This is a genomic window from Variovorax sp. P4_B10 (assembly GCF_056402375.1).
This window is the reverse complement of sequence record NZ_JBFUHN010000012.1, coordinates 1-21,549: the sequence shown is the minus strand read 5'-3', so window position 1 is coordinate 21,549 and position 21,549 is coordinate 1. Positions and strand designations below refer to the sequence as shown.

General features: G+C 67.1%; 23 protein-coding genes. 13 read left to right on the top strand and 10 right to left on the bottom strand.

All coding sequences use genetic code 11. The features are described from left to right. Position 1: 1 nt before the first annotated feature. Positions 2-1,612 (bottom strand): transglycosylase SLT domain-containing protein, encoded by a 1,611-nt coding sequence (locus AC1DXX_RS08290; RefSeq protein ID WP_478133699.1) that lies wholly within the window; start codon positions 1,610-1,612, stop codon positions 2-4. Beyond that, entirely contained in the window at positions 1,609-2,388 is a 780-nt protein-coding gene (gene gloB, locus AC1DXX_RS08285; protein ID WP_478133698.1) for a hydroxyacylglutathione hydrolase, read from the bottom strand. Before gloB ends, AC1DXX_RS08290 begins: the two co-directional genes overlap by 4 nt. On the opposite strand from gloB, the gene AC1DXX_RS08280 reads away from it, so the two are divergent. After that, positions 2,387-3,160 (top strand): class I SAM-dependent methyltransferase, encoded by a 774-nt coding sequence (locus AC1DXX_RS08280; RefSeq protein ID WP_478133697.1) that lies wholly within the window; start codon positions 2,387-2,389, stop codon positions 3,158-3,160. The two genes, gloB and AC1DXX_RS08280, sit on opposite strands and share 2 nt — an antisense overlap. 25 nt (positions 3,161-3,185) lie before the next feature. Beyond that, a complete protein-coding gene (rnhA, locus tag AC1DXX_RS08275) occupies positions 3,186-3,635 on the top strand; it encodes a ribonuclease HI (protein ID WP_478133696.1) in 450 nt (149 codons plus the stop codon). 7 nt (positions 3,636-3,642) lie between these two features. On the opposite strand, the gene moeA is transcribed toward rnhA, so the two are convergent. From moeA to AC1DXX_RS08250, 5 genes are all read right to left on the bottom strand, one after another. After that, positions 3,643-4,959: a molybdopterin molybdotransferase MoeA gene (gene moeA / locus AC1DXX_RS08270; RefSeq protein WP_478133695.1), complete on the bottom strand. Its 1,317-nt coding sequence runs from the start codon at positions 4,957-4,959 to the stop codon at positions 3,643-3,645. Next, positions 4,956-5,612: a molybdenum cofactor guanylyltransferase MobA gene (gene mobA / locus AC1DXX_RS08265; protein ID WP_478133694.1), complete on the bottom strand. Its 657-nt coding sequence runs from the start codon at positions 5,610-5,612 to the stop codon at positions 4,956-4,958. The genes moeA and mobA overlap by 4 nt, the downstream gene beginning before the upstream one ends. Continuing rightward, positions 5,609-6,763: a GTP 3',8-cyclase MoaA gene (gene moaA / locus AC1DXX_RS08260; RefSeq protein ID WP_478133693.1), complete on the bottom strand. Its 1,155-nt coding sequence runs from the start codon at positions 6,761-6,763 to the stop codon at positions 5,609-5,611. Before moaA ends, mobA begins: the two co-directional genes overlap by 4 nt. Before the next feature lie 49 nt (positions 6,764-6,812). Further along, complete coding sequence (locus AC1DXX_RS08255; protein ID WP_478133692.1) at positions 6,813-8,096, bottom strand: serine hydrolase domain-containing protein; 1,284 nt, start codon at positions 8,094-8,096, stop codon at positions 6,813-6,815. Positions 8,097-8,173: 77 nt separating this feature from the next. Continuing rightward, positions 8,174-8,863, bottom strand: a complete 690-nt coding sequence (locus AC1DXX_RS08250) for a hypothetical protein (RefSeq protein ID WP_478133691.1) — start codon at positions 8,861-8,863, stop codon at positions 8,174-8,176. Positions 8,864-9,057: 194 nt separating this feature from the next. On the opposite strand from AC1DXX_RS08250, the gene AC1DXX_RS08245 reads away from it, so the two are divergent. Continuing rightward, on the top strand, positions 9,058-9,189 hold the full coding sequence (locus AC1DXX_RS08245; protein WP_478133690.1) for a hypothetical protein: 132 nt from the start codon (positions 9,058-9,060) through the stop codon (positions 9,187-9,189). Beyond that, positions 9,186-10,115 (top strand): ZIP family metal transporter, encoded by a 930-nt coding sequence (locus tag AC1DXX_RS08240; RefSeq protein WP_478133689.1) that lies wholly within the window; start codon positions 9,186-9,188, stop codon positions 10,113-10,115. The genes AC1DXX_RS08245 and AC1DXX_RS08240 overlap by 4 nt, the downstream gene beginning before the upstream one ends. 25 nt (positions 10,116-10,140) lie before the next feature. On the opposite strand, the gene AC1DXX_RS08235 is transcribed toward AC1DXX_RS08240, so the two are convergent. Next, a complete protein-coding gene (locus AC1DXX_RS08235; protein WP_478133688.1) occupies positions 10,141-11,574 on the bottom strand; it encodes an aldehyde dehydrogenase family protein in 1,434 nt (477 codons plus the stop codon). 53 nt (positions 11,575-11,627) lie between these two features. Then, positions 11,628-12,188, bottom strand: coding sequence for a peroxiredoxin (locus AC1DXX_RS08230; protein WP_478133687.1), 561 nt, complete (start codon positions 12,186-12,188; stop codon positions 11,628-11,630). Between the two features lie 124 nt (positions 12,189-12,312). On the opposite strand from AC1DXX_RS08230, the gene AC1DXX_RS08225 reads away from it, so the two are divergent. The 8 genes from AC1DXX_RS08225 (at position 12,313) to AC1DXX_RS08190 (ending at position 19,913) form a co-directional block, all read left to right on the top strand. Then, positions 12,313-13,887, top strand: a complete 1,575-nt coding sequence (locus AC1DXX_RS08225) for a phospholipase D-like domain-containing protein (RefSeq protein ID WP_478133686.1) — start codon at positions 12,313-12,315, stop codon at positions 13,885-13,887. Between the two features lie 9 nt (positions 13,888-13,896). Continuing rightward, positions 13,897-14,697 carry a sterol desaturase family protein gene (locus AC1DXX_RS08220; RefSeq protein WP_478133685.1) on the top strand — a complete coding sequence of 267 codons (801 nt, stop codon included), beginning with the start codon at positions 13,897-13,899 and terminating at the stop codon, positions 14,695-14,697. After that, positions 14,681-15,607 (top strand): fatty acid desaturase, encoded by a 927-nt coding sequence (locus AC1DXX_RS08215; protein ID WP_478133684.1) that lies wholly within the window; start codon positions 14,681-14,683, stop codon positions 15,605-15,607. Before AC1DXX_RS08220 ends, AC1DXX_RS08215 begins: the two co-directional genes overlap by 17 nt. 3 nt (positions 15,608-15,610) lie before the next feature. Further along, positions 15,611-17,578 (top strand): iron-containing redox enzyme family protein, encoded by a 1,968-nt coding sequence (locus AC1DXX_RS08210; protein WP_478133683.1) that lies wholly within the window; start codon positions 15,611-15,613, stop codon positions 17,576-17,578. After that, complete coding sequence (locus AC1DXX_RS08205) at positions 17,575-18,486, top strand: DUF6999 family protein (protein ID WP_478133682.1); 912 nt, start codon at positions 17,575-17,577, stop codon at positions 18,484-18,486. Before AC1DXX_RS08210 ends, AC1DXX_RS08205 begins: the two co-directional genes overlap by 4 nt. A gap of 26 nt (positions 18,487-18,512) precedes the next feature. After that, positions 18,513-18,872: a hypothetical protein gene (locus AC1DXX_RS08200; RefSeq protein ID WP_478133681.1), complete on the top strand. Its 360-nt coding sequence runs from the start codon at positions 18,513-18,515 to the stop codon at positions 18,870-18,872. Then, the gene (locus tag AC1DXX_RS08195; protein WP_206173785.1) at positions 18,859-19,110 is read left to right on the top strand and encodes a hypothetical protein; all 252 of its coding nucleotides are present in this window, start codon (positions 18,859-18,861) and stop codon (positions 19,108-19,110) included. The genes AC1DXX_RS08200 and AC1DXX_RS08195 overlap by 14 nt, the downstream gene beginning before the upstream one ends. Before the next feature lie 215 nt (positions 19,111-19,325). Beyond that, on the top strand, positions 19,326-19,913 hold the full coding sequence (locus AC1DXX_RS08190; RefSeq protein ID WP_478133680.1) for a hypothetical protein: 588 nt from the start codon (positions 19,326-19,328) through the stop codon (positions 19,911-19,913). Here the strand turns inward: AC1DXX_RS08190 and AC1DXX_RS08185 are convergent. After that, positions 19,907-20,752 carry a metal-dependent hydrolase gene (locus AC1DXX_RS08185; protein ID WP_478133679.1) on the bottom strand — a complete coding sequence of 282 codons (846 nt, stop codon included), beginning with the start codon at positions 20,750-20,752 and terminating at the stop codon, positions 19,907-19,909. The genes AC1DXX_RS08190 and AC1DXX_RS08185 overlap by 7 nt on opposite strands. Before the next feature lie 120 nt (positions 20,753-20,872). On the opposite strand from AC1DXX_RS08185, the gene AC1DXX_RS08180 reads away from it, so the two are divergent. After that, the gene (locus AC1DXX_RS08180; RefSeq protein WP_478133678.1) at positions 20,873-21,502 is read left to right on the top strand and encodes a TetR/AcrR family transcriptional regulator; all 630 of its coding nucleotides are present in this window, start codon (positions 20,873-20,875) and stop codon (positions 21,500-21,502) included. The last annotated feature ends 47 nt before the right edge of the window (positions 21,503-21,549 follow it).

Below are 21,549 nucleotides of genomic sequence, written 5' to 3'. Positions count from 1 at the left end.
CTCAGCGCTTCTTCTTCGACGGCGTACCGCCGCGCTTCTCGTGCACGACCTGCGGGCCGGCCGGCACCTTGACGATGTTCTTGCCCCGGACCACGGAGGCCTTGGCGGGCGCGCTGCCGCGCTTCGACGTGGCGGTGACTGCACCACGGCCGCGTGCCGACGCAGCGCCGGAGCCGACATGGGCCGCAGGCGTTGCGCGAACCGGCAGGTACACCACCACGCTGTAGCCACGCTTGAATGCATGGTTGGGCGCCACGTCGTTCCATTCGGCCACGTTGGTGGGCTTCAGGTTGTAGCGGCGCGCGATGCTTGCAACGCTGTCGTTGCGTCCGGCCCTGACCGTGGTGCGGCGATTGACGATTTCGGGCTGGAAGCTCAGGTGGCCGCCGTCGGCCACCACCGCGGCGACGTCTTCCTTGACGCGGGCACCACGCGGCACGATGAGCGTCGAGCCGGTCTTGATAAGCATGCGCGGCGGCACGTTGTTGAGTGCGCGCAGATCGGCTTCGCTCATGCCCGCGCGCTGGGCGGCATCGGCCACCGTCATGGTGTTGGGCACGACCCAGGCCGTCCAGCTGGCGTACTGGCCTTGCGAGTAGGCGTCGAAGTTGCGCTGGAACACGGCCGCGTTGTCCCAGGGCAGCAGGATCTGCGGCGTGCCCGCGGCAATCAGCACCGGCTTGTGCGCGGCGGGGTTGAGGGCGCGGAAGTCCTCGATGCGCACGTCGGCCAGCTTGGCCGCCAGTTCCACGTCGAGGTCGCGCGTGAGCGTGACGGTCTGGAAGTAGGGGTGGTTGGCGATCAGAGGCAGATCGGCATTGAAGGCCTGCGGATTGGCAACGATGTTCTTTACCGCCTGCAGCTTGGGCACGTAGAGCCGCGTTTCGGCCGGCATCGAGAGGTCGCTGTAGGTGGTGGGCAGGCCCAGGCGCTGGTTCTTGGCGATGGCGCGGCTCACGCTGCCTTCGCCCCAGTTGTAGGCGGCGAGCGCGAGCTGCCAGTCGCCGAACATGCCATAGAGCTTCTGCAGGTAGTCGAGTGCGGCGCGGGTGGAGGCCACCACATCGCGGCGGTCGTCGCGGAAGATGTTCTGCTTCAGGTCGAAGTCGGTGCCGGTGGCCGGCATGAACTGCCACATGCCGGCTGCGCGTGCGCTGGAGACGGCCTGCGGGTTGAACGCGCTCTCGATGTACGGCAGCAGCGCGAGCTCGGTCGGCATGTTGCGCCGCTCGAGTTCCTCGACGATGTGGAACATGTACTTGTTCGAGCGCTCGGTCATGCGCTGGATGTAGTCCGGCCGGCTGGCATACCACTGCTCGCGGTCGCGCACCAGGTCGCTCTCGAGGTTGGGCATCTTGAAGCCGCGGCGGATGCGGTCCCACATGTCGGTCGGCGGTGCCAGCGTGACCACGCTCTGGGAACGGGCCTCGCTGCTGGACAGGGGCGACAAGGCGTCACGCGGGTAGACCGGTGCGGCCCTGGGGCCGGTGCCGCCGGCGGTGGTGCCGGTCTTGGGGGAAGTGCTGGAAGAAGACGAGGAATTGTCGGTCGGTGCCGCGCAGCCTGCGAGCATCAGAGAACCTGCAAGGCAGGTGGCAGCGATAAATTTCATCGGAAGTCGTTTTTCCATTGGCGCAATGCGGCAAACACATCGGCTTCGGCCGCATCGGCGAAAAGCTCGGCATGGTCACGCACCGCTCGAAGGACAGTGGCTTCGCGGCTGCGAAGAAAGGGGTTGATCAGGCGCTCTGTTGCCAGTTGCGAGGGCAGCGTGGGCTGCCCCTGTGCGCGCAGGCTTTCGCAGCGCGCGTTGTAGTGAGTCAGATCGGCATTGCCGGGTTCCACCGCCTGGGCGAAACGCAGGTTAGCAAGTGTGTATTCGTGCGCACAGCAGACGCGGGTGTCGCCCGGCAGCGCAGCGAGCGCATCGAGCGAGGCCAGCATCTGTGCCGGCGTGCCCTCGAAGAGGCGGCCGCAGCCGCCGGAGAACAGCGTGTCGCCGCAGAAGAGCAGCGGCGCGCGGCCTTCGCCGGCGGGCAGGAAGTAGGCGATGTGGCCGGCCGTGTGGCCCGGTACATCGATGACCTCGAAGCGCAGGCCGAGCGCTTCGGCAATATCGCCTTGCGAATACGGCGTGAACGGTTGGGGAATACGCTCGCGGGCGGGGCCATGCACCGCCGCGCCCGTGGCGGCGTGCAGCGCGGCCACGCCGCCCGTGTGATCGGGGTGATGGTGCGTGACTAGAATCGCGGCCAGCTGCAGCTTGTGGCGCGCCAGCGCGTCGAACACCGGTTGGGCGTCGCCCGGATCCACGACGATGGCGTTGGACCCGTCGTGCAGCATCCAGATGTAGTTGTCGGCGAAGGCGGGCAGCGGAACGAGGGTCATGAGCGGTCAAATTATAGGTTTGCAGGATTGGTTCGCGACCCCCCCGGGCCGCTACCTCCTGGCGTGGGAGCAGGCCCAGTTCGACCAGGCGGTGGCCGACGTGTTCGGCTACCACGCGCTGCAGCTCGGCGCGGCCGAGGTGGACGGCCTGCGCGCCAACCGCATGCCGCACCGCTGGCTGGCCCTGACCGACCCAACGCGGCCCGCCAAGGCCACGCTCCTGACCGACTTTGCGGCGCTGCCATTCGCGGCCAACAGCCTCGACCTGGTAGTGATGCCGCATGCGCTGGAACTCAGTCCCGACCCGCACGCGACACTGCGCGAGGTCGAGCGGGTTCTGGTGCCCGAGGGCCGCGTGGTGATCTGCGGGCTCAACCCGGCGAGCCTCTGGGGCATGCGGCAGCGCCGCGCGCATCTGTATCGGAAGCTCGGGGTCGGCGACCTGTTCCTGCCGGAAGGCGGGGAGTTCATCGGCTACTGGCGCATGCGCGACTGGCTGCGGCTCTTGAGTTTCGAGGTGGAGTCGGGGCGCTTCGGTGTCTACCGGCCCGCGGTGCGCAGCGAAGCCTGGCTCGAACGCTGCCGATGGATGGACRGCGCCGGCGAACGCTGGTGGCCTATCTTCGGCGCGGCGTATTTCCTGGTGGCGGTCAAGCGGGTGCGCGGCATGCGCCTCTTGAGCGCAGACTGGCGCCGCGCTGCGGCGCGGGCTACCGCGCCGGTGTCGATCGCGGGCAAGGTGCATCGGCACCTGCCGGATCAAACGGATTGAATTGAAAGAAGAAGGAAAAGAAAGCTTGAACGAAGTCGTGATCTACACCGATGGTGCATGCAAGGGCAACCCCGGGCCGGGCGGCTGGGGCGCATGGCTCAAGTCGGGCGCCACCGAAAAGGAAATGTTCGGCGGCGAACTCAACACCACCAACAACCGCATGGAGCTGACCGCCGTGATCGAGGGCCTGGCCGCGCTCAAGCGGCCCTGCAAGGTGCTGCTCTACCTCGACAGCCAGTACGTGCGCATGGGCATCACCGAGTGGATCCGCGGCTGGAAGGCCAAGGGCTGGCGCACCTCGACCAAGCAGCCGGTGAAGAACGTCGAACTCTGGCAGCGGCTCGACAAGCTGGTGGCCGAGGGCGGCCACGAGATCGAATGGCGCTGGGTCAAGGGCCACTCGGGCGACCCGGGCAACGAACGGGCCGACATGCTCGCCAACAAGGGCGTGGACAAGGCCCTGGGGCGGATCTGACGCCCGGCTAGATGACGCCGTCGAATACCATTACATCGACTTCCTCGCCGGCCGCGATGTGACCCTGGTCGTGATGCAGCACCACGAGCCCGTTGGCTTCCACCATCGAGCTCAGCACGCCCGAACCCTGGTTGCTCGCGATGCAGACCTCGGGCAATGAGCCCGCCACGGCCTTGACGAAACCGCGCTGGTATTCGGTGCGGCCGGGCTTCTTGCGAATGGGGCCGACGCTGCGTGCGCGCAGCAGTGGCGGCGGGGCCGAGGCCGCGTCGTGGCAGCCCATCATGCGCAGCAGGGCGGGCCGTACGAAAGCGAGGAAGGTGACCATCACGGCCACCGGATTGCCCGGCAGGCCGAACAGCACGGCCGGGCCTGCCTGCGGTGACGCATCGCGCGGAATCAAGCCCACGGCCAGCGGCCGGCCGGGACGCATCGCGACGCGCCAGAAGGCCATGTCGCCGAGTTGCTGCATCACCTCGCGCGTGTGGTCGGCCGCGCCGGCGCTGACGCCGCCGCTGGTGACGATGGCATCGGCCTCGCGTGCCGCGCGCTGCAGCGCCGCTGCCAGCGTGGCGGGGTCGTCCTGCACCAGGCCGAGGTCGATCACCTCGCAGCCCAGCCGCGTGAGCAGGCCGAACACGGTGTAGCGGTTGCTGTCGTACACCGCACCTTCGCGCGGCGGCTCGCCGAGGCTCAGGATTTCGTCGCCGGTCGAGAAGTAGGCAACGCGCAGCCGTCGCATCGCGGGCACGCCCGGCAGGCCCAGGCTCGCGACCATGCCGAGTGCGGCGGGCGAGAGGCGTTCGCCGCGCCGCAGGGCGGGCTGGCCCTTCATCAGGTCCTCGCCCGTCAAGCGGCGGTTGTCGCCGCGGTGCAGCACCCTGGCCGGGAAGCTCACGCAGTCGCCGTCGACCTTGCAGAACTCCTGCGGGATCACGGTATCGAGGCCGGCCGGCATCATCGCACCGGTCATGATGCGCACCGCATCGCCGGCAGACAGGGCGCCGCGCCAGGCCGCACCGGCAAGGGCTGTGCCCACGACGCGCAGCTTGACGGAGCGATCGATGGGAGCGTCGGCCGGCAGGATCGCGCCGTCGAAGGCAAAGCCGTCCATCGCCGAGTTGTCGTGCGGCGGCACGCTGACGGGCGAGACAATGTCCTCGGCCAGCACCCGGCCCAGCGCATCGCGCAGCGAAACGCTTTCGCGCTGCGTGACGACGAGCGGCGCGACCAGCTGGGCCAGGAAGGCCTGGGCGGCGTCGACGCCCAGCGCGTCGGCGTCATAACCCGCGAGGGTGGCGGCGATGTCGGCGATGCGGCTCATCGGTTCTCGAGTGCTTGCAGTTCGGCCAGGGTGTTGGCGTTGAAGAAGGCGCCGGGCGCATCGCCGGCCCGGTCGAAGGGGACGAGCACGGTGCGGTGCCGGGCCGTCCACGCCTGGACCTTGCGGCCGCCGGCTGTGGTGAAGTGCAGCAGGCTTTCGCGCAGGCTGGTGCGCAGCAGGCAGAACACCGGCTGGGGGCGCAGCGCCGGGGCGGCATCGCCTTCGGCTTCAGGGGCGCAGACCATCGCGATCTCCGCATCGTCGGCCGCCAGCGCTTCGGACAGGCGGGCCGCAAGATCGAGCGGGAAGAGCGGCGTGTCGCAGGGCACGGTGAGCAGATAGGGCGTGGCGCAATGCTCCAGTCCGGTCAGAAAGCCCGCGAGCGGCCCCGGATAGTCCGACAGGCTGTCGGCCCAGACCGGAACGCCGAAGGCTTCGTAGGCGGCGAAGTTCCGGTTGGCGTTGATCATCACCCGGTCGACCTGCGAGGCCAGCCGCCGTACCGCGTGCATCGCGAGCGGTTGGCCGTTGAAGTTCTGCAAGCCCTTGTCGACGCCGCCCATGCGCGAACCGAGTCCGCCGGCCAGCAGCAGGCCCGTGATGTCGGCAGGGGCGATGGCGGCATGCACGGGCATGGCAGCGGCCCGCGTCATCCGCCGATGTAGCTCATCTCGACGCGGCGTGGCGCCTTGTCGTTGGCATCGCCGCGGTCGGCGTGGTCGGGCCCGCGCAGTGCGCGCAGTTCGGAATACCGGTCGGCCCGGCCCTGCCAGATGTGGCCGATGGCGGAGGTGATTTCTTCGTCGCTGGCGGTGCCGCGCAGCAACGGCCGCAGGTCGTGGCCGGCGCTGGCGAAAAGGCAGAGGTACAGCTTGCCTTCGGTCGACAGGCGCGCGCGGCTGCAGTCGTGGCAGAAGGCCTGGGTCACGCTGCTGATCACGCCGATCTCGCCGCCGCCGTCGGCATAAGCCCAGCGCTGGGCCGTTTCGCCGGGCGTGGCGGCTTCGAGCGGCACCAGCGGGAATTCATCCGCGATGCGCGCGATGACGTCGGCCGAGGGCAGCACTTCGTCCATGCGCCAGCCGTTGGTAGCGCCCACGTCCATGTATTCGATGAAGCGCAGCACCACGCTGCCACCGTGGTGTTTGCGGAAGTAGCGCGCCATCGGCAGGATCTCCTGCTCGTTGGTGCCGCGCTTGACCACCATGTTGACCTTGATCGGGCCCAGGCCCGCGGCCTGCGCCGCATCGATGCCGGCCAGCACGTCGGCCACCGGAAAATCGACGTCGTTCATGTGGCGGAACACCGCGTCGTCCAGGCTGTCGAGGCTCACCGTCACGCGCTGCAGGCCGGCGGCCTTGAGCGCGGCGGCCTTGCGTGCGAGCAGCGAGCCGTTGGTGGTGAGGGTGAGGGCCAGCGGCCGGCCGTCGGGCGTGCGGATGTCGGCGAGCTGTTCGATCAACCCCTCGATGTTCTTGCGCAGCAGCGGCTCGCCGCCGGTGAGGCGGATCTTGCGCACGCCGTGCGCTGCGAACAGGCGCGCCAGGCGCGTCATTTCCTCGAAGCTCAGCAGCGCGCTGTGCGGCAGGTACTTGTAGTCCTTGTCGAACACGTCCTTCGGCATGCAGTAGCTGCAGCGGAAGTTGCAGCGGTCGGTCACGCTGATGCGCAGGTCGGTCATCGGACGGCCCAGGCGGTCGCGCAGCATCCCCGTGGCGGGCACGGCGATCTCCGGCAGGGCCACGGCGGGTCGTGCGCGGCCGATCTCGGAGATCGGAATGACGGTACTGCTGCTGTTCTTCATGGGCGGGTTCCGATTTTGCGCCACGGCCCAAGGGCCTATGAACCGCAGGCTACTTGATCACCGCCGCATAAATCATGTCCCGGGTCAATGTTCTGTAATGTGTCCGGTATTTGGGCGACTGCAGCATCAGCACGACGAACATCTCGTTCTTCGGGTCGACCCACATGTAGGTGCCGCCCGCGCCGCCCCAGTTGTATTCGCCGCCGGCCGACGGGTGGGGCGCCTCGCCGTCGTTGCGGCGCACCGCGAAGCCCAGCCCGAAGCCGTAGCCCGGGCCCGGCAGGTAGAGCGGACCGGGCACGATGCCGGCGCCGGCGTTGGAATGATCGGCGGTCATCAGCGCGATGGTGCGCGGGCCGAGGTAGCGCTTGCCGTCGAGCGAGCCGCCGTTGAGCAGCATCTGCAAGAAGCGCGCGTAGTCGCTGGCTGTCGACACCAGCCCGCCGCCGCCCGATTCGAGCTTGCGCGCGATGCGCGGATCGTTCAGGTCGGCGCCCACGCCGAAGCTGCGGTCGGTGGGCAGCGGCTCGGCAATGCGCGGCTGGCGCGCCGGCTCGGGCACGTAGTAGGTGGTGTCGTTCATGCCCAGCGGGTCGAACAGGCGCGCCTTCTCGAACTGGTAGAGCGACTGGCCCGACACCACCTCGATCACGCGGCCGAGGATGTCGGTCGACTGGCTGTAGTCCCAGGTCGTGCCGGGCTGGTAGGCCAGCGGGAGCTTGGCGAGCCGCTGCGAGAACTCGGCATTGGTCGGATCGTTGGCGCCCAGGCCGGCCGCGTTGTAGGCCTGCTTGACCAGGCCCGGCCCGAAGAAGCCGTAGGTCAGGCCGGAGGTGTGGCGCATCAGGTCCTGCACGGTGATCGGGCGGCGCGCCGGCACGGTCTCGAGCACTGGCTTGCCGTCGGCCCCGGGCTTCTCGACGCCGACCGTCATGCTGGCGTACTCGGGGAGGTAGGTCGAGATCGGGTCGTCAAGCTTCAGGCGCCCGTCCTCGACCAGCATCATCGCGGCGACCGAGGTGATGGGCTTGCTCATCGAGTAGATGCGGAAGATGCCGTCGCGCTGCATCGGCGTGCCGGCGGCGGGATTGAGCTGGCCGACCGGCTCGAACCAGGCCACCTTGCCCTGTCGCGCCACCAGCAGCACCGCGCCCGGGATCTTGCCGGCGGCCACGTCGGCCTTGAGCAGGTCGGTGAGCATCTGCAGGCGCTCGGTCGAGAGCCCGACCCGCTCCGGCGTGGTGGTCGGCAGCGACTGCGCGGCGGCCAGCAGGGGAATGGCAAGGCTCAGGCCGAGCACGGCCGTGCGCAGGGTGCGCTTCAAGAACTTCATGGTGTTGTCTCCGTCCTGTCGTTGATGGAAAGTCGGCATGACGGTCTTGGCGCCGCCTGGGGTTTTCGGGTGCGGGGCTACCCCCGGCAGAGCTTCAGGTTCGTGCGGGTCGCGCGGACCACGGGCAGGAAGATGTCGGCGTCGGCCGGCGGGTAGCTCTCCTTGATGCCGTCGTCGGTCTTGGCGGCATCGTCGGCCAGCGGCTGCAGGGTCTTGAGGCAGGCTGCGCGGTCGCCGCCTCTCCATTGCGACAGCGCCAGGTCGTTGCGGATCCAGCCCTTGGTGATCCAGTCGAGCGTCTTGTCGCAATCGCCGAGCACGGGGGCGAGGGTGGTCCGGGCGGCCGCGTAGTCCTTGGCGTCGTACAGGTGCTTGAAGGTCTTGCGCGAGGCCGTCACGGCCTTGTCGGTGCAGGCCGGGCTGGGCTTGGTGTACGTGCCTTCGAAAGAGGCGCGCATGCCGCAGCTTTGGCGGCACTCGTCCGAGCCGTTGGTGCCGACCTCGACCGTGCCGGCCTTGAGGATGAAGTTCACCACGCAGCGGGTGTCGTCGATCTTGGCCTTGCCGCGCACGATGGAGCCGTCGAGTGCGCAGGTGTGGGCGTTCGAGCCGATGGTGGTGATGTCGAAGTGGCCGTCGGGCTTGACGCGGAGCGATCCGCCGCCGCTCTCGTAGATGTATTCGCCGGCCGGCGGGGTGGCGAGCTGGGCACTGGCGATGCCGGCGCCGAACAGCAGCACGAAGGGCAGGATGCGTTGCAGTCTCATCGGTGCGAAGCCTTTCATGGGACGCGAGGCAGTGTATCGGGCCGATCGCGGGAGCGCTGGCATCTGGCTTGTTTGCGGCATCGTGGCCGAGTATGTCTTGACCGAGTCAATGAGAATTATTATCATTTGAATGCCTGAATACGCAGCACGTCGACGACGCAAAGGGCTCCTTCCAACCTGGGAGCTTCCGAACCGTGCCGCACACCCTGCCAGCCTTGCCTCATGCCTTCGATGCCTTCAAGGCGGCCTTCCACAACGTGGCGAACTCGGCCGAGGTGGCCCCGGGCTACGCCGTGGCAGGCGGCCGCCGGGGAGCCTGCCCATGAACGACGAGCCACAACAGCAGCAGGGCACGGTCGCCAGGGCGCGGCCGAAGGCCGTTCGTTCGGTGCGCGAGTGGATCGGACTCGTGATCGTCGCTGCTGGCGCCCTGGCGCTGGTGGCACAGTTCTGGCAGTTCGTGCGGGCCGACCCTGTCGTGTGGAACGCCTTGCTCGGCGGCTCGGTGGCCGCGCTGGCGACGGCGCTCGGCACGCTGCCGGTGGTGTTCTCGCAGAAACTGCCCGAGCGCCTGCAGGACACGCTGTTCGGCTTCGGCGCCGGCGTGATGCTGGCGGCCTGTGCCTTCTCGCTGATCATCCCCGGCCTCGAGGCCGCCAGATCCGTGGGCGTCTTCGGCGGCGGCGACTGGGCGGCGGGTGGCGTGATCGGTGCGGCCATTCTGCTGGGCGGCATCGTGCTCATGGCGATGGACCGCGTGTTGCCGCACGAGCACTTCATCAAGGGGCGCGAGGGGCAGTCGGCCAAGCAATTGCGCCGCACCTGGCTCTTCGTGTTCGCGATTGCGCTGCACAACGTGCCCGAAGGCCTGGCCATCGGCGTCGGCTACGCGGCCGACAACGGGCTGCGTGCCGACGCGCTGGCCACCGGCATTGCGATCCAGGACGTGCCTGAGGGCCTGGTGGTCGCGGTGGCGCTGCTGGCGGCCGGCTATCGGCGCTGGTTCGCGGTGGCGATCGGCATGGCGTCGGGGCTGGTCGAGCCGCTGGGCGCGGTGCTGGGCGCCGCAGTGGTCGGCCATTCGGCGCTGCTGCTGCCTTGGGGGTTGGGCTTTGCAGCGGGCGCGATGCTGTTCGTGATCAGCCACGAGATCATTCCCGAGTCGCACCGTAAAGGGCACGAAGCCTTCGCCACCAGCGGACTGATGATCGGCTTCGTGCTCATGATGCTGCTGGACACCGCGCTGGGCTGAGCCCGGTGCGGGCCGGTGTTCGGCTTCAGCCGTGCTTGACGGCGACGGTTTTCAGCGTGGTGAAGCCATACAGCGCCTCGAAGCCCTTTTCGCGGCCGTAGCCCGAGGATTTGACGCCGCCGAAGGGCAGCTCGACGCCGCCACCTGCACCGTAGTTGTTGATGAACACCTGGCCGCTGCGCACGCGCTTGGCCATGCGGAACTGGCGCGAGCCATCGGCCGTCCACACGCCGGCGACGAGGCCGAACTGCGTAGCGTTGGCGAGCGCCACCGCCTCGTCTTCGTCGGCGAACTGCATGGCGGCGAGCACCGGGCCGAACACCTCTTCCTGCGCGAGACGGTGGTTCACCGGCACGTCGCGCAGCAGGGTGGGGGCCTGGTAGAAGCCGGTTTCGGGCGCTTCGTCGACGACGATGCCTTGCGCCACCATCGGAATGCCGGCATGTTGCGCATCGCTCAAAAAGTCCCACACGCGCTGCTGTTGCGTCTGGCGGATCAGCGGGCCGACATCGAGGTCCATCGCCGCGGGRCCGACGCGCAGGGCTTCGAAGGCATGGCCGAGGCGCTCGAGCAGCGGCTCGTAGATGTCGCGCTGGACCAGCACGCGCGAGCCGGCCGAGCAGGTCTGGCCGGCGTTCTGCACGATCGCGTTGATGACCACCGGAATGGCCGCATCGAGATCGGCATCGGCAAAGATGATCTGGGGGCTCTTGCCGCCCAGTTCGAGCGTGACCGGGCAGTGCCGTTCGGCCGCCACCTGCTGGATCAGCGTGCCGATCTTCGGGCTGCCGGTGAAGCTGATGTGGTCGATGCCTTCGTGCCGCGCGAGCGCGTCGCCCACTTCGTGGCCGTAGCCCGTCACGATATTGAGCGCGCCGGCCGGAAAGCCGACCTCGGCCGCGAGCTGCGCCACGCGGATCAGCGAAAGGCAGGCGTCTTCGGCCGGCTTCACCACGCACACATTGCCCGCCGCCAGCGCACCGCCCACGCTGCGCCCGAAGATCTGCATCGGGTAGTTCCAGGGAATGATGTGGCCGGTGACGCCGTGCGGCTCGCGCCAGGTGAAGACGCTGTAGCCGTCCTGGTAGGGGATGGTTTCGCCGTGCAGCTTGTCGCAGGCGCCGGCATAGAACTCGAAGTAGCGCACCAGCGCGACCGCATCGGCGCGCGCCTGCTTCACGGGCTTGCCGCAGTCGCGCTGCTCGATCAGCGCGAGCTCGTCGACATGCGCGGCGATCTTCTGGGAGAGCTTGTAGAGCAGGCGGCCGCGGTCAGCGGCGCTGACCTTGTGCCAGACACCCTCGAAGCAGTCGCGCGCGGCGCGAACGGCGGCGTCGATGTCGGCGGCATTGCTGCGCTGGATTTCGTCGAAAGCCTGACCGTCGGACGGGTCGATGACCGGGAGGGTGCGACCGGAGGAGGAGGGGACGTCCGCGTTGGCGATGTAGTTGAGTTGCATGGGCGGATTTTGCGCGAAGCACGCCAAACCCGTGGCACCCGGGCCGGTTCGCCTTACTTCGCCRCTGTGGCCTTCGGCAGCGCCCGCACTGCATTCAGCATGCGCTCCACATGCTTGTCCGGATTCAGGTTCTGGTAGTAATAGGCCACCTTGCCGTTCGGTGCGATCACGTACGAAAGCCGGTTGGCGAAGTCCGGCCGGGTCTGCATCAGCGCATCGAAGCCCTGGATCACGGTCTTGGCTTCGTCCGAGGCTACCGGAAAGCGGCTCTGGCAGGACTTGACCGAGAACTTCGACAAGGTGTCGATGTCGTCGGCCGAGACACCGATCACGCTGGCGCCCATCGCCGCGAACTGATCGACAGCCTCGGCGAAGGCGTGGGCTTCGATCGAACAGTCGTTGGAGTCGGCGGCCGGAAAGAAGTACAACACCACCGGGCCCTTGGCCAGCGCGTCGGCCAGCGAATATCGGAAGGTTTTGCCCCCCAGCGCAGCGTTGGCGGTGAATTTGGGCACGGGGTCGCCGATGTCCAGAGCGGCCCAGGCGGAAGGGGAAGGGGCCAAGGCGGCAATGACAGTCATCAGGGCGATGCGTGAGAGGATCGGTCGGGCCATGATGTAACTCCGGACAGGTATATGAAGCGAATTCTAGGACGGAGCCCCCTCCCGAGGGGGCGGATGAAACCGGTACATCCCGGCCGGCGTATTCATGACAGTGACTAACGAGGGAATGACCATCATGAACGCCTGGACTCGATTTCTGCGCATGGCGCTTGCGGGCGTCCTTCTGGCGGCGCTCGGCGCTTGCGGCTCGCTGCCGCCGGCGCGCGAGAGGCCTGCCGAGCAGGCGACCGTAGCCGACCCGTCGACCGCGCTGGCCAAGATCGCCGCAGCTTCCACGCCGCCGGGCGAGCATTCGGGTTTCCGGCTGATGCCGCTCGGTGTGTACTCGCTCGACGCGCGCATCCAGCTCGCGCAGCGGGCTCAGCAATCGCTGGTGGTGCAGTACTACCAGCTCGAGAACGATGCCGTCGGGCGGCTGCTGCTGCGCACGCTGCGCGAAGCCGCTGCGCGCGGCGTGAAGGTGCGGGTGCTGGTGGACGACCTCTACACCGTCAAGAGCCAGCAACTGCTGCTGGCGCTGTCGGAGACGCCCAATGTGCAGGTGCGGCTCTACAACCCCTTTTGCTGCGGCCGCAACGGTTTTCTCTCGCGCTTCGCGGCTTCGCCGTTCGAGATCGCTCGGCTCAACCACCGCATGCACAACAAGCTGTTCATTGCCGACGGCGTGATGGCGGTGGTGGGCGGGCGCAACATCGCCGACGAGTATTTCGTGCTGAGCGAAGCCCAGAATTTCATCGACATGGACGCGCTGGTGGTCGGCAAGGTGGTGCCGCAGCTCGAATCGATCTTCGACGCTTACTGGAACAGTGTGCAGGTCTGGCCTATTGCCGACATCGTGAAGGGCGAGGGGGGGCGAATGCCCGGCAGCGCCGAGTTCGACGACTGGATCGGCATGGCCGCCGCGCCGCCGAAGATCGTGCTGCCGCCCTCCGACGTTCTCGGCTACGGCCCGATCGCCGAGGAACTCGACGGCGGCCGCATGGGCCTGCTGTGGGGCGAGGCACGCGCCATTGCCGACCCGCCGACCAAGCCCGAAACCATGACGGCCGAGGAGGCCATCTCCACCAGCGTGACGATGAAGGTCTGGGCCTTGCTGCTCGACGCCAAGACCGAGGTCGACCTGACCTCGCCGTACCTCGTGCCGGGCGAGCGCGGCATGGCCGCCTTCGAGGACCTGGCCAAGCGCAAGGTCAAGCTCACGCTGCTGACCAATTCGCTGGCCGCCAACGACGAGCCCTTGGTGCACACCGGCTATGCGCGCTATCGCGAGCGGCTGCTGCAAAGCGGCGCCGACCTGTACGAGCTGAGTCCGCAGCGCACCAGCGCGGGCGAGCGCTTCGGCATGTTCGGCAAGTCGCTCGGCCGGCTGCATGCCAAGACCGCCGCCATCGACAAGACGCGCATCTTCATCGGCTCGATGAATCTCGACCCCCGTTCGGCCAGCCAGAACACGGAGATGGGCGTGGTGGTCGACAGCCCGCAGCTGGCGCGCGAGATGCTGCGCATCATCAACATCAGCAAGCTGCAGAACTCCTACCGCCTGCGCCTGGCCAAGGACACCGGCACGCTGCAGTGGCTCACCAACGACGGCGAGAAGGAAATGATCCTGACCTCCGAACCCGAGTCGGGATTCTTCCAGCGGTTCTACAACATGCTCATTGCACCCATCGTTCCCGAGATGCTGTTGTAGCCTCGGGGGATGGCGCAGACCTTCATTTCACTGTCCGCCCTCCAGGTCATGCTGTGGGGCGTGCTTTTTTTCGGCGGCATCTACCTGGGCTTCGGCGCCATCACCTGGCTGCTGACGAAGCGGGTGCTGCCGGCGCTGGGCATCGGGCGCGTGCTCGATCCGCGGCCATTGCAGCCGGGACAGCTGCGGCGCGAGCTGGGGCAGTCGACTGTCTCGGTGCTGATCTTCGGGCTCGGCATGGTGTTTCCGTGGGGCCTGCTGCAATTGGGCTGGGCACGGCTCGACCCCGACGCAGGCTGGCGCCAGATCGCCGTTGAAATCCTCGTGCTCGCGATCTGGAACGACGTGCATTTCTGGATCAACCACCGCCTGCTGCATACGCGGCTGCTGCGCCGCTTTCATGGGCCGCATCACCGTTCGTTCGTGACCACACCGTGGGCCACCTACAGCTTTCACCCGATCGAGGCGCTGATGCTCGGCAACGTGATCCTGCTGCCGATGGTGGTGCACGACTTCAGCTTCTGGTCGCTGGCAGCGGTGCCGGTGTTCAGCCTGTTCTTCAATTGCATCGGGCATTCGAACTACGACTTCTTTACCGGGGTGTCGTACAGCCACTGGTTTGCCGCGAGCCGCCGGCATCACCTGCACCATGCCTGCCACAACGGCAATTACGGCTTCCAGTTCACCTTCATGGACCGGTTGTTCAGGACCCGCATCGCGGCGGATGCGGCCGAGCCGCAGTTCCAGGCCTTCCGCGAGAAGCAGGAGCGGCAACAGCGGCAGCCCGGGCAGCATGTCACGCCCGCCTGACGCGCCGCGCCTGCGCCATTGGCGCGACTGGCAAAGCGTCGCGTACCTGATCGCGCTGCCTGCGCTGGCGGCCTGGCAATGGGTGAACGGCTTCAACCTGCTGCTGTATGCGCTGGTGCTCTTCCTCACGCTCGGCATCGGCGTGATCCACCACAACCATGTGCACCTGCGCATGTGGCGCGGGCGGCGCATGAACCGGCTGACCGATTTCTGGATCACGCTGCTGCAGGGGCACCCCACCTTCGTGTTCTGGCCTGCGCACGTGGCCAACCACCATCGCCATCGGCATGGCCCGAAGGACGTGGCGCGCACCTACCGCTTCGGCGGCGACACCAACCACCTGAGGGGCTACCTGCTGCATCCGTTTCAGGCCGTCTGGGTGCTGGCGCCGGTGTTTGCCACCTGGCTTGCGCGGCTGCGGCAGCATCGGCGCGGCGCCTGGCGCTATTGCATGGCGCAGTACGCGGTGTGGCTGGGCTGCTGGGCCGTGCTGCTCGCGCTCGACTGGCGCCGTGCGCTGCTGTTCGTGATCGTGCCGCAACTGCATGGCCTGCACTGGCTGCTGGCGACCAACTACCTGCAGCACGCCCACGCCGACGGCCGGAAGACGCCGCGAGAGGGAGCGTTGCGCGATACCCCCGGGGGCAGACTGAACTACGCACGCAATTTCGAAGGGCTGGTGAACCCGTTGTTGTTCAACATTGGCCTGCACACCGCACATCACGAGAACCCGCATGCCCATTGGTCCGAGCTCACGCACCTGCATCGCACGCGCTACCGCGCGCAGGTCGATCCCGTGCTCAACGAGGGCGGGCTGGTTCCCTACATGGTGCGCGTGTTCGTGCTGGGGACCGTGTGGCCGCGTTTTCGCAGCCGCTCGCTGATGCCTCCCGATTCCTCCATCCACTGAACCATGCCCGTTTCATTCCAACGCGTTTACCTCGAAAGCGCCGGCTATTTCATGCCGGGCGAGCCCATTCCCAACGACCGCATGGACGCGTACATCGCGCCGCTCAACCGCATGTCGGAGCGCATCAAGCGGCGCATCCTGGCGGAGAACGGCATCCTCACGCGGCACTACGCCATCGACGCGGAAGGCGTGACGCGGCACACCAATGCGCAGCTGGCCGCCGGCGCGATCCGCGATTGCCTGCAGCGCGGCGGCGCGGAGCTGTCGCGCGTGTCGCTGCTGACCAGCGGTTCTTCCGGCGGCGATACGCTGATGCCGGGGTTCGCCAACATGATCCAGGGCGAGCTCGCGGCGCAGCCGATGGAAACGCATTCGGTCCACGGCATCTGTGCCGCCGGCGTCTCGGCGATCCAGACGGCCGCGCAAGGCATCGAGCTGGGGGCGCACCGCACCGCGATGGCGGTGGCGAGCGAGATGCCTTCCCGGCTCTTCAAGCGCTCGCGGTTTGCGGCGCGCGGCTATGAAACCGACTTCGACTCACACTTCCTGCGCTGGATGCTGTCCGATGGCGCGGGTGCGCTGCTGCTGTCCGATGGCACGCCCGCACTGGCCGGCGCCCCGGGGCTGCGCTTGCGGCTGAAATGGGTGCACCAGCGCGCGTTCTCGGGCGACTACCCGGTCTGCATGCAGCTGGGGCTGACCGAAGACCGCGCGCGGGGTCACCTCGACTTCGGTTCATGGGCCGAGGCCGAAGCCGCCGGCGCGCTGTCGCTGCGGCAGGACATTCGCCTGCTGCCGCACCTGTTCGACATTGGCATCCACGAATACGCGGGACTGGTGCGCGACGGCTGGGTCGATCCGAAACGGGTCGACCACTTCCTGTGCCACTACTCGTCGGAAAAATTCATCCCGGTGGTCGAAGACCTGATGACCAAGGCCGACCTTGCGATTCCGCGCGAGCGCTGGTGGAGCAACCTGGCGTGGCGCGGCAACACGGGGGCGGCGTCGATCCTGATCATGCTGGCCGAATTCCTTCACACCAGGACGTTGAAGCCCGGCGAACAGATCTTCTGCTACGTGCCCGAGTCGGGGCGCTTCATGGCGGCGTACATGCTGCTCGAAGTCGAGGCGGCCGATGCCGTGGTGTCGACGGCGGCAGCGCCTCGCGCGGCTGTTGCAGCGGTGCCTGATGACGATCTCGTCATCGCGCCCCCGCACGATCCAGCCGCCGCCCCTGAAGGCCTGGGCGCCTTGCTGACCGAGCTGGCAGCCATCTGGCACGACTACCGCTCCCGCGTCTGGCGCACGCCGCTGATCCGCCAGATCCGCGAGCGCCGCTTCGCCTTGCCCGACTACCTGAACTGGATGGAGCAGTGGGTCCCGCAGGTGCGTGAGGGCAGCCTCTGGATGCGCGAAGGCGCGGCCTCGCTGAGCGAGCCATACCAGATGCTGGCCTCGTTGATCGGCGTGCATGCCGGCGAGGAGCAGAACGACTTCAACATCCTGTTCACCGACTACAGGAAGGCCGGCGGCACCGTCACGCAGATCGACGACCTGCGCCGCAATCCCGGCGGCGAGGCACTCAACGCCTACCTGCATGGCCTGGCCGCCACGCGCGACCCGATCGGCCTGCTGGGCGCGATCTACATCATCGAGGGCACGGGCCAGCGCATCGTGCCGGCGCTGCTGCCGCTCATCAAGGCCAGCCTGAAGCTGCCGCCCGATGCCTTCCGCTTCCTCGAGTACCACGGCCACAACGACGAGAACCACCTGAACCGCTGGCTCGCCGCGGTCGAGATGGTGATGGCCGTGGAAGGGCAGGCCCGCGCAGCCCGCCAGATCATCGACACCGCGCGCCATACCGCCGCGCTGTACCTGATGCAGTTCCAGCACATCACGGAGCGAATGCCACATGAGCCGCCGGGCCGCCCCAAGGCGAATACCGCAGCCGCAGGCGGAAGTTTCCAATGAGCCGAACGCCTGAATTCCTGACGCAGGGGCACGACGAGCGCGACCCCAGTCCGTGGCTCGCGCTCTACCTCGACCAGAGCACGCCGCTGCCCGACAACGTCAAGTCGGCGTGGCTGGCCGATTCGAGCTCGGGCTCGCGGCAGTACCTGCTGCCGTTCCTGCGGCCGATTGCGCGGCTGACGATCATCCTGATCCAGATCGTGAAGGTGTTCGTGCCGCGCAACTGGTCGCATTCGATGCTGCTGCACCGCTTCCTGGCCTGGGGGCTGAACCGCTTCGTGTCGCCGGAGGCCAACTGGCTGATCCTGCGGCACTTTCACCTGGGCTCGCAGGTGCTGGCCTTCATCGGGCGCAATTCGCCGGCGCCTGTGTCCACCAACCCGCTGGAGCCGGCCGACATCGACGCGCTGAAGGACGAGATGTTCCTGAAGCACGACCTGAACCTCTTCAACTTCGTGATCCGCCTCAACACGGCGCTGCGCGAGAAGGGGCTCGCGCTCTGCAAGGCCGAGAAGGTCGATTTCTCGATGATCAAGGAGCCGGGGCTTCGACTGGAAGACATGCCCCACGGCAGGCTCAATTTCCTCGACCTGCAGAGTGCGATCGAGCTGTTCACGCCGCTTTATCAGCTGATGCTGACCGATAACGATTTCTGGCGCGCGGCCAATTCGTTGCAGCTGGACGAAACCATCGGCATCTATACGGCCACCCTCCTGAATGCACCCGAGCACCTGATCCTGGTCAACAACAAGCATCCGCTGGTACCCCTGTCGACCCTGCGTGCCGGGCACCGGCTGGTGATCCACGGACTGTCGACGGAAATGCTCCACAGCCTGCTCCAGCGCATGCAGGCGGCGCAAAAAACCGGCGAGGAGGGGGCTTCCCCGTTCGAGCAGCCACTTGCATAGGCGTATGCTGCCCCCAGATGCAAACCATGACCACGACCCACAATCCGTCTCCCAAGACCGATCTGGCAGTGACCCAGGTGCTGGCTCAACTGCTGGAACGGCTCGAACACAGTGCCGTGCCGGTCGGCGCCGAGCAMTACCGCTCGGTGGTCGAGCACCTGGTGCACGAGTTCGAAGATGTCGCGCCAGGCGCCGATCTGGGCCGCCTGCTCGATGCCTATCCGGCCGCTTCCGAGGTGTACGAGAACCTCAATTACCAGCACGCCGGGCTCTGCCGCTCGGCGTTGGACGCTTCCCTTGCAGCTGAAGTCGGCGCCAGGGAAGTCATTGCACGTGCCATGGGCAGTGCCAAAACGAACAAGGACAAGACGAATGGCGAAGGGTGAAGTGAAGACTGCAGTGGTGGCGGACGGCCTGCGCTACAAATCCAAGACACCGGGTTCGCCGTTTCGCGCGTCGGCGTCTTTCAGCGGGGCGACCATGTCCTGCTTCATGTGCGGAAAGCACCGTGTACGCTCGCAGTTGCGCACACGCCAGGTGCTGGGCAAATCGCAAACCGTCTGCGCACCTTCGTGCAAGGCGCTCGACGAAGCCCTGGAGCAGTCGGAAGCCTCTTCCGGTTAGCACGTCGGTGCGACGCTTTTGCGACAAGTCCGTGCGGTCATGTCGCAGATTGCCTTCCATATCGGCCGCAATAGTTATACAGTTAGAAACAATTGATGCATGTGATTGCATTCATTCAAAAGTTCTAACTTGTAGCCGATGACAAATCAATTCCAGCAAGGCCATGGCTGCCCCGCGTTGGGCGTGGGTTTCGACGCGTGCGAGAGGGGCGAACGATGAGCAAACCACGCCATGTCGTCATGCAGGTGGTCAAGCGCTCGTCGGGCAGCGCCACTCACCACGTCGAATTCCTCATGGACGACAACTTCGCAGAGCGCCTGCGGCAGTTGCGTTCGCTGGTGCCGCCCCTGGGCAGCCTCAACAAGCAGCGCGATCTGGTGATCGACAAGGTGAGGGTGCGTCTGCCGAACGCCATCTGGCGTTCCGGCAACGAGATCGACATGGACGGGGGCGTGGAAGGCTCCTGCATCGTCATTGCGGCGGAAGGCTCCTTCAACTGCGGTGGCAAGGACAGAAAGACGCGCGAGAAGCTCGTGACGTACAACTTCTCGATCGCGCGTCTGGTCGAGCTTCACGCCGAGCGTCCCGAGGGCGAAACCCTCTACATCCGCGACGGCACTTTCGCCAACGACGAGCCGTCCGATTCGGCCGCCGGCCGCTGGGTCGCTTCGATGCACGAACTCGAGGTGGTGATGCGGGTGCCCGATGCCCCGTCGGACTTCGACACCCTGCATGACCTGTCGCTGCGCCCCGAGCAGCAACGGGCGAGCGGCGGCAACTCGCAGCGCGCCGGCCTCTACTGAGCCGCAGCAGCGGCTTCGGGCGCAGCGCCCACAGGCGTGTACTGCGAACGGTTATCGGCCAGCCAGCGTGTGGAGAGGCTGCTGTCCTGCTGCGCCGGATGGAAGTCGGCCCGCAGATAGCTGCGCCAGCCGCGCAGGTTGCCGCGCAGCAGACCGTCGCGGCGCAACAGGATGCGCACGGCACTCTTCCAGGTTGCCCACTTCCACAGCTGCTTTTCGTGGCGCAGGTTGTCGATGGTCTGGTGCATCAGGTCGCCGAGGAACATGACCGTCACGCGGCGGAACCAGCGCGTGCGCCATTCGTCCGAACCGCCCGTGGCCTTGTAGATGTCGAAGGCGACGGACTTGTGCTCCAGTTCTTCGGCGCTGTGCCACAGCCACATGGTGCGCAGGCGCGGCTCGGCGCCGTGCAGTATTTCGGGGCGGGCCAGCAACCACTCGGCGAACATCGCCGTGAAATGCTCGGTGGCCGCCGTGACCGCCAGCGCGTGGCGCGGGTCGGCCTCCTCCATCAGGGCCATGCGCTTGCTGGCGCGCGCCGTCCAGCCGTCGACCAGGCCCTGGTTCCTGAGGTGATCATTGAAGAGCGAGTGGATGCGCCGGTGCGTGGCTTCCTGGCCGATGAAGCCACGCACGTCGGCGCGGTATCTTTCCTCTGCCTCGGGTGGCAGCGTGGCCACCGCGTCGCGCACGGCGTCGATGAAGAATTGCTCGCCGAAAGGGAAACTCATCGACAGGGCGTTGAAGAAGGCGGTCGAGAATGCATCGCCGCCACACCAGTTGCGAGCAAAGGGCGACTGCAGGTCGATCAGAAGGCGGCGGACAACGAGTTCGGTCATGAAAACAATCCTCGGGCAAGGCGTGGGGCGAAAGATTGGTACAACTCCGTACCGCATGCGTCATGGTGTGAGCGAGGATTGGTACTGTCAAGTACCGGGGCGTAGGAAAATGTGCCATTCATGAGCGTCATCATCGAAAAACCAGCCGCCCCCAAGTCCGCCGAAGGTCCGCCGAACGAGCACTACGCCCGTCTGCTCCAGGGCATGGCGCAGGCCGTGGCGGCTAAAGGCTACGCCGACACGACCATTGCCGATATCGTGCGCGAGGCCGCGGTTTCGCGCCGCACGTTCTACGAGCATTTCAGCACCAAGACCGAGTGCCTGATCGCGCTGTACGAAACCGCCAGCCACCTCGCGCTGCAGGCGGTGAGCGAGGCTTTCGACCCGGCGCAGCCGTGGCATGCGCAGGTCGAGCAGGCGATGACCGCGTACTTCGACTACCTGGCACAGGACCCGGTACTGCTGCGAACCCTCTTTGTCGAGATCCTGGGGCTGGGCATGCCGGGCCTGATGGCGCGGCGCCGCGTCAACGACGAGATCGCCAACTTCATCCAGGTGGCGATCAACAGCAGCGGCGCGGAGGAGGGCCCGGCAGCGCACCTCACGAGCGAAATGGCGATGACGGTGGTCGGCGGCATCAACGAACTGGTGCTGCAGGCCATCGAGCAGGACCGTGCCGGCGACTTGCGCGAGCTGGTGGCGCCCGCCACGCGGCTCGTGCGTGCGGTGGCTGCCGAGAGCCGGCGCTAGAAGCGAGTGCGGCGCTGCCGACGTCAGGAGGGCGCGTTGAGCATTGC

Bases quoted from the DNA above. Each gene is read 5' to 3' on its own strand.
- AC1DXX_RS08255 (WP_478133692.1), bottom strand. From the start codon at position 8,096: ATGAAGTTCTTGAAGCGCACCCTGCGCACGGCCGTGCTCGGCCTGAGC.
- AC1DXX_RS08215 (WP_478133684.1), top strand. From the start codon at position 14,681: ATGTCACGCCCGCCTGACGCGCCGCGCCTGCGCCATTGGCGCGACTGG.
- AC1DXX_RS08190 (WP_478133680.1), top strand. From the start codon at position 19,326: ATGAGCAAACCACGCCATGTCGTCATGCAGGTGGTCAAGCGCTCGTCG.
- AC1DXX_RS08240 (WP_478133689.1), top strand. From the start codon at position 9,186: ATGAACGACGAGCCACAACAGCAGCAGGGCACGGTCGCCAGGGCGCGG.
- AC1DXX_RS08250 (WP_478133691.1), bottom strand. From the start codon at position 8,863: ATGAGACTGCAACGCATCCTGCCCTTCGTGCTGCTGTTCGGCGCCGGC.
- mobA (WP_478133694.1), bottom strand. From the start codon at position 5,612: ATGACGCGGGCCGCTGCCATGCCCGTGCATGCCGCCATCGCCCCTGCC.
- gloB (WP_478133698.1), bottom strand. From the start codon at position 2,388: ATGACCCTCGTTCCGCTGCCCGCCTTCGCCGACAACTACATCTGGATG.
- AC1DXX_RS08205 (WP_478133682.1), top strand. From the start codon at position 17,575: ATGAGCCGAACGCCTGAATTCCTGACGCAGGGGCACGACGAGCGCGAC.
- AC1DXX_RS08195 (WP_206173785.1), top strand. From the start codon at position 18,859: ATGGCGAAGGGTGAAGTGAAGACTGCAGTGGTGGCGGACGGCCTGCGC.
- moaA (WP_478133693.1), bottom strand. From the start codon at position 6,763: ATGAAGAACAGCAGCAGTACCGTCATTCCGATCTCCGAGATCGGCCGC.
- AC1DXX_RS08185 (WP_478133679.1), bottom strand. From the start codon at position 20,752: ATGACCGAACTCGTTGTCCGCCGCCTTCTGATCGACCTGCAGTCGCCC.
- AC1DXX_RS08210 (WP_478133683.1), top strand. From the start codon at position 15,611: ATGCCCGTTTCATTCCAACGCGTTTACCTCGAAAGCGCCGGCTATTTC.
- AC1DXX_RS08220 (WP_478133685.1), top strand. From the start codon at position 13,897: ATGGCGCAGACCTTCATTTCACTGTCCGCCCTCCAGGTCATGCTGTGG.
- moeA (WP_478133695.1), bottom strand. From the start codon at position 4,959: ATGAGCCGCATCGCCGACATCGCCGCCACCCTCGCGGGTTATGACGCC.
- AC1DXX_RS08290 (WP_478133699.1), bottom strand. From the start codon at position 1,612: ATGAAATTTATCGCTGCCACCTGCCTTGCAGGTTCTCTGATGCTCGCA.
- AC1DXX_RS08225 (WP_478133686.1), top strand. From the start codon at position 12,313: ATGAACGCCTGGACTCGATTTCTGCGCATGGCGCTTGCGGGCGTCCTT.
- AC1DXX_RS08180 (WP_478133678.1), top strand. From the start codon at position 20,873: ATGAGCGTCATCATCGAAAAACCAGCCGCCCCCAAGTCCGCCGAAGGT.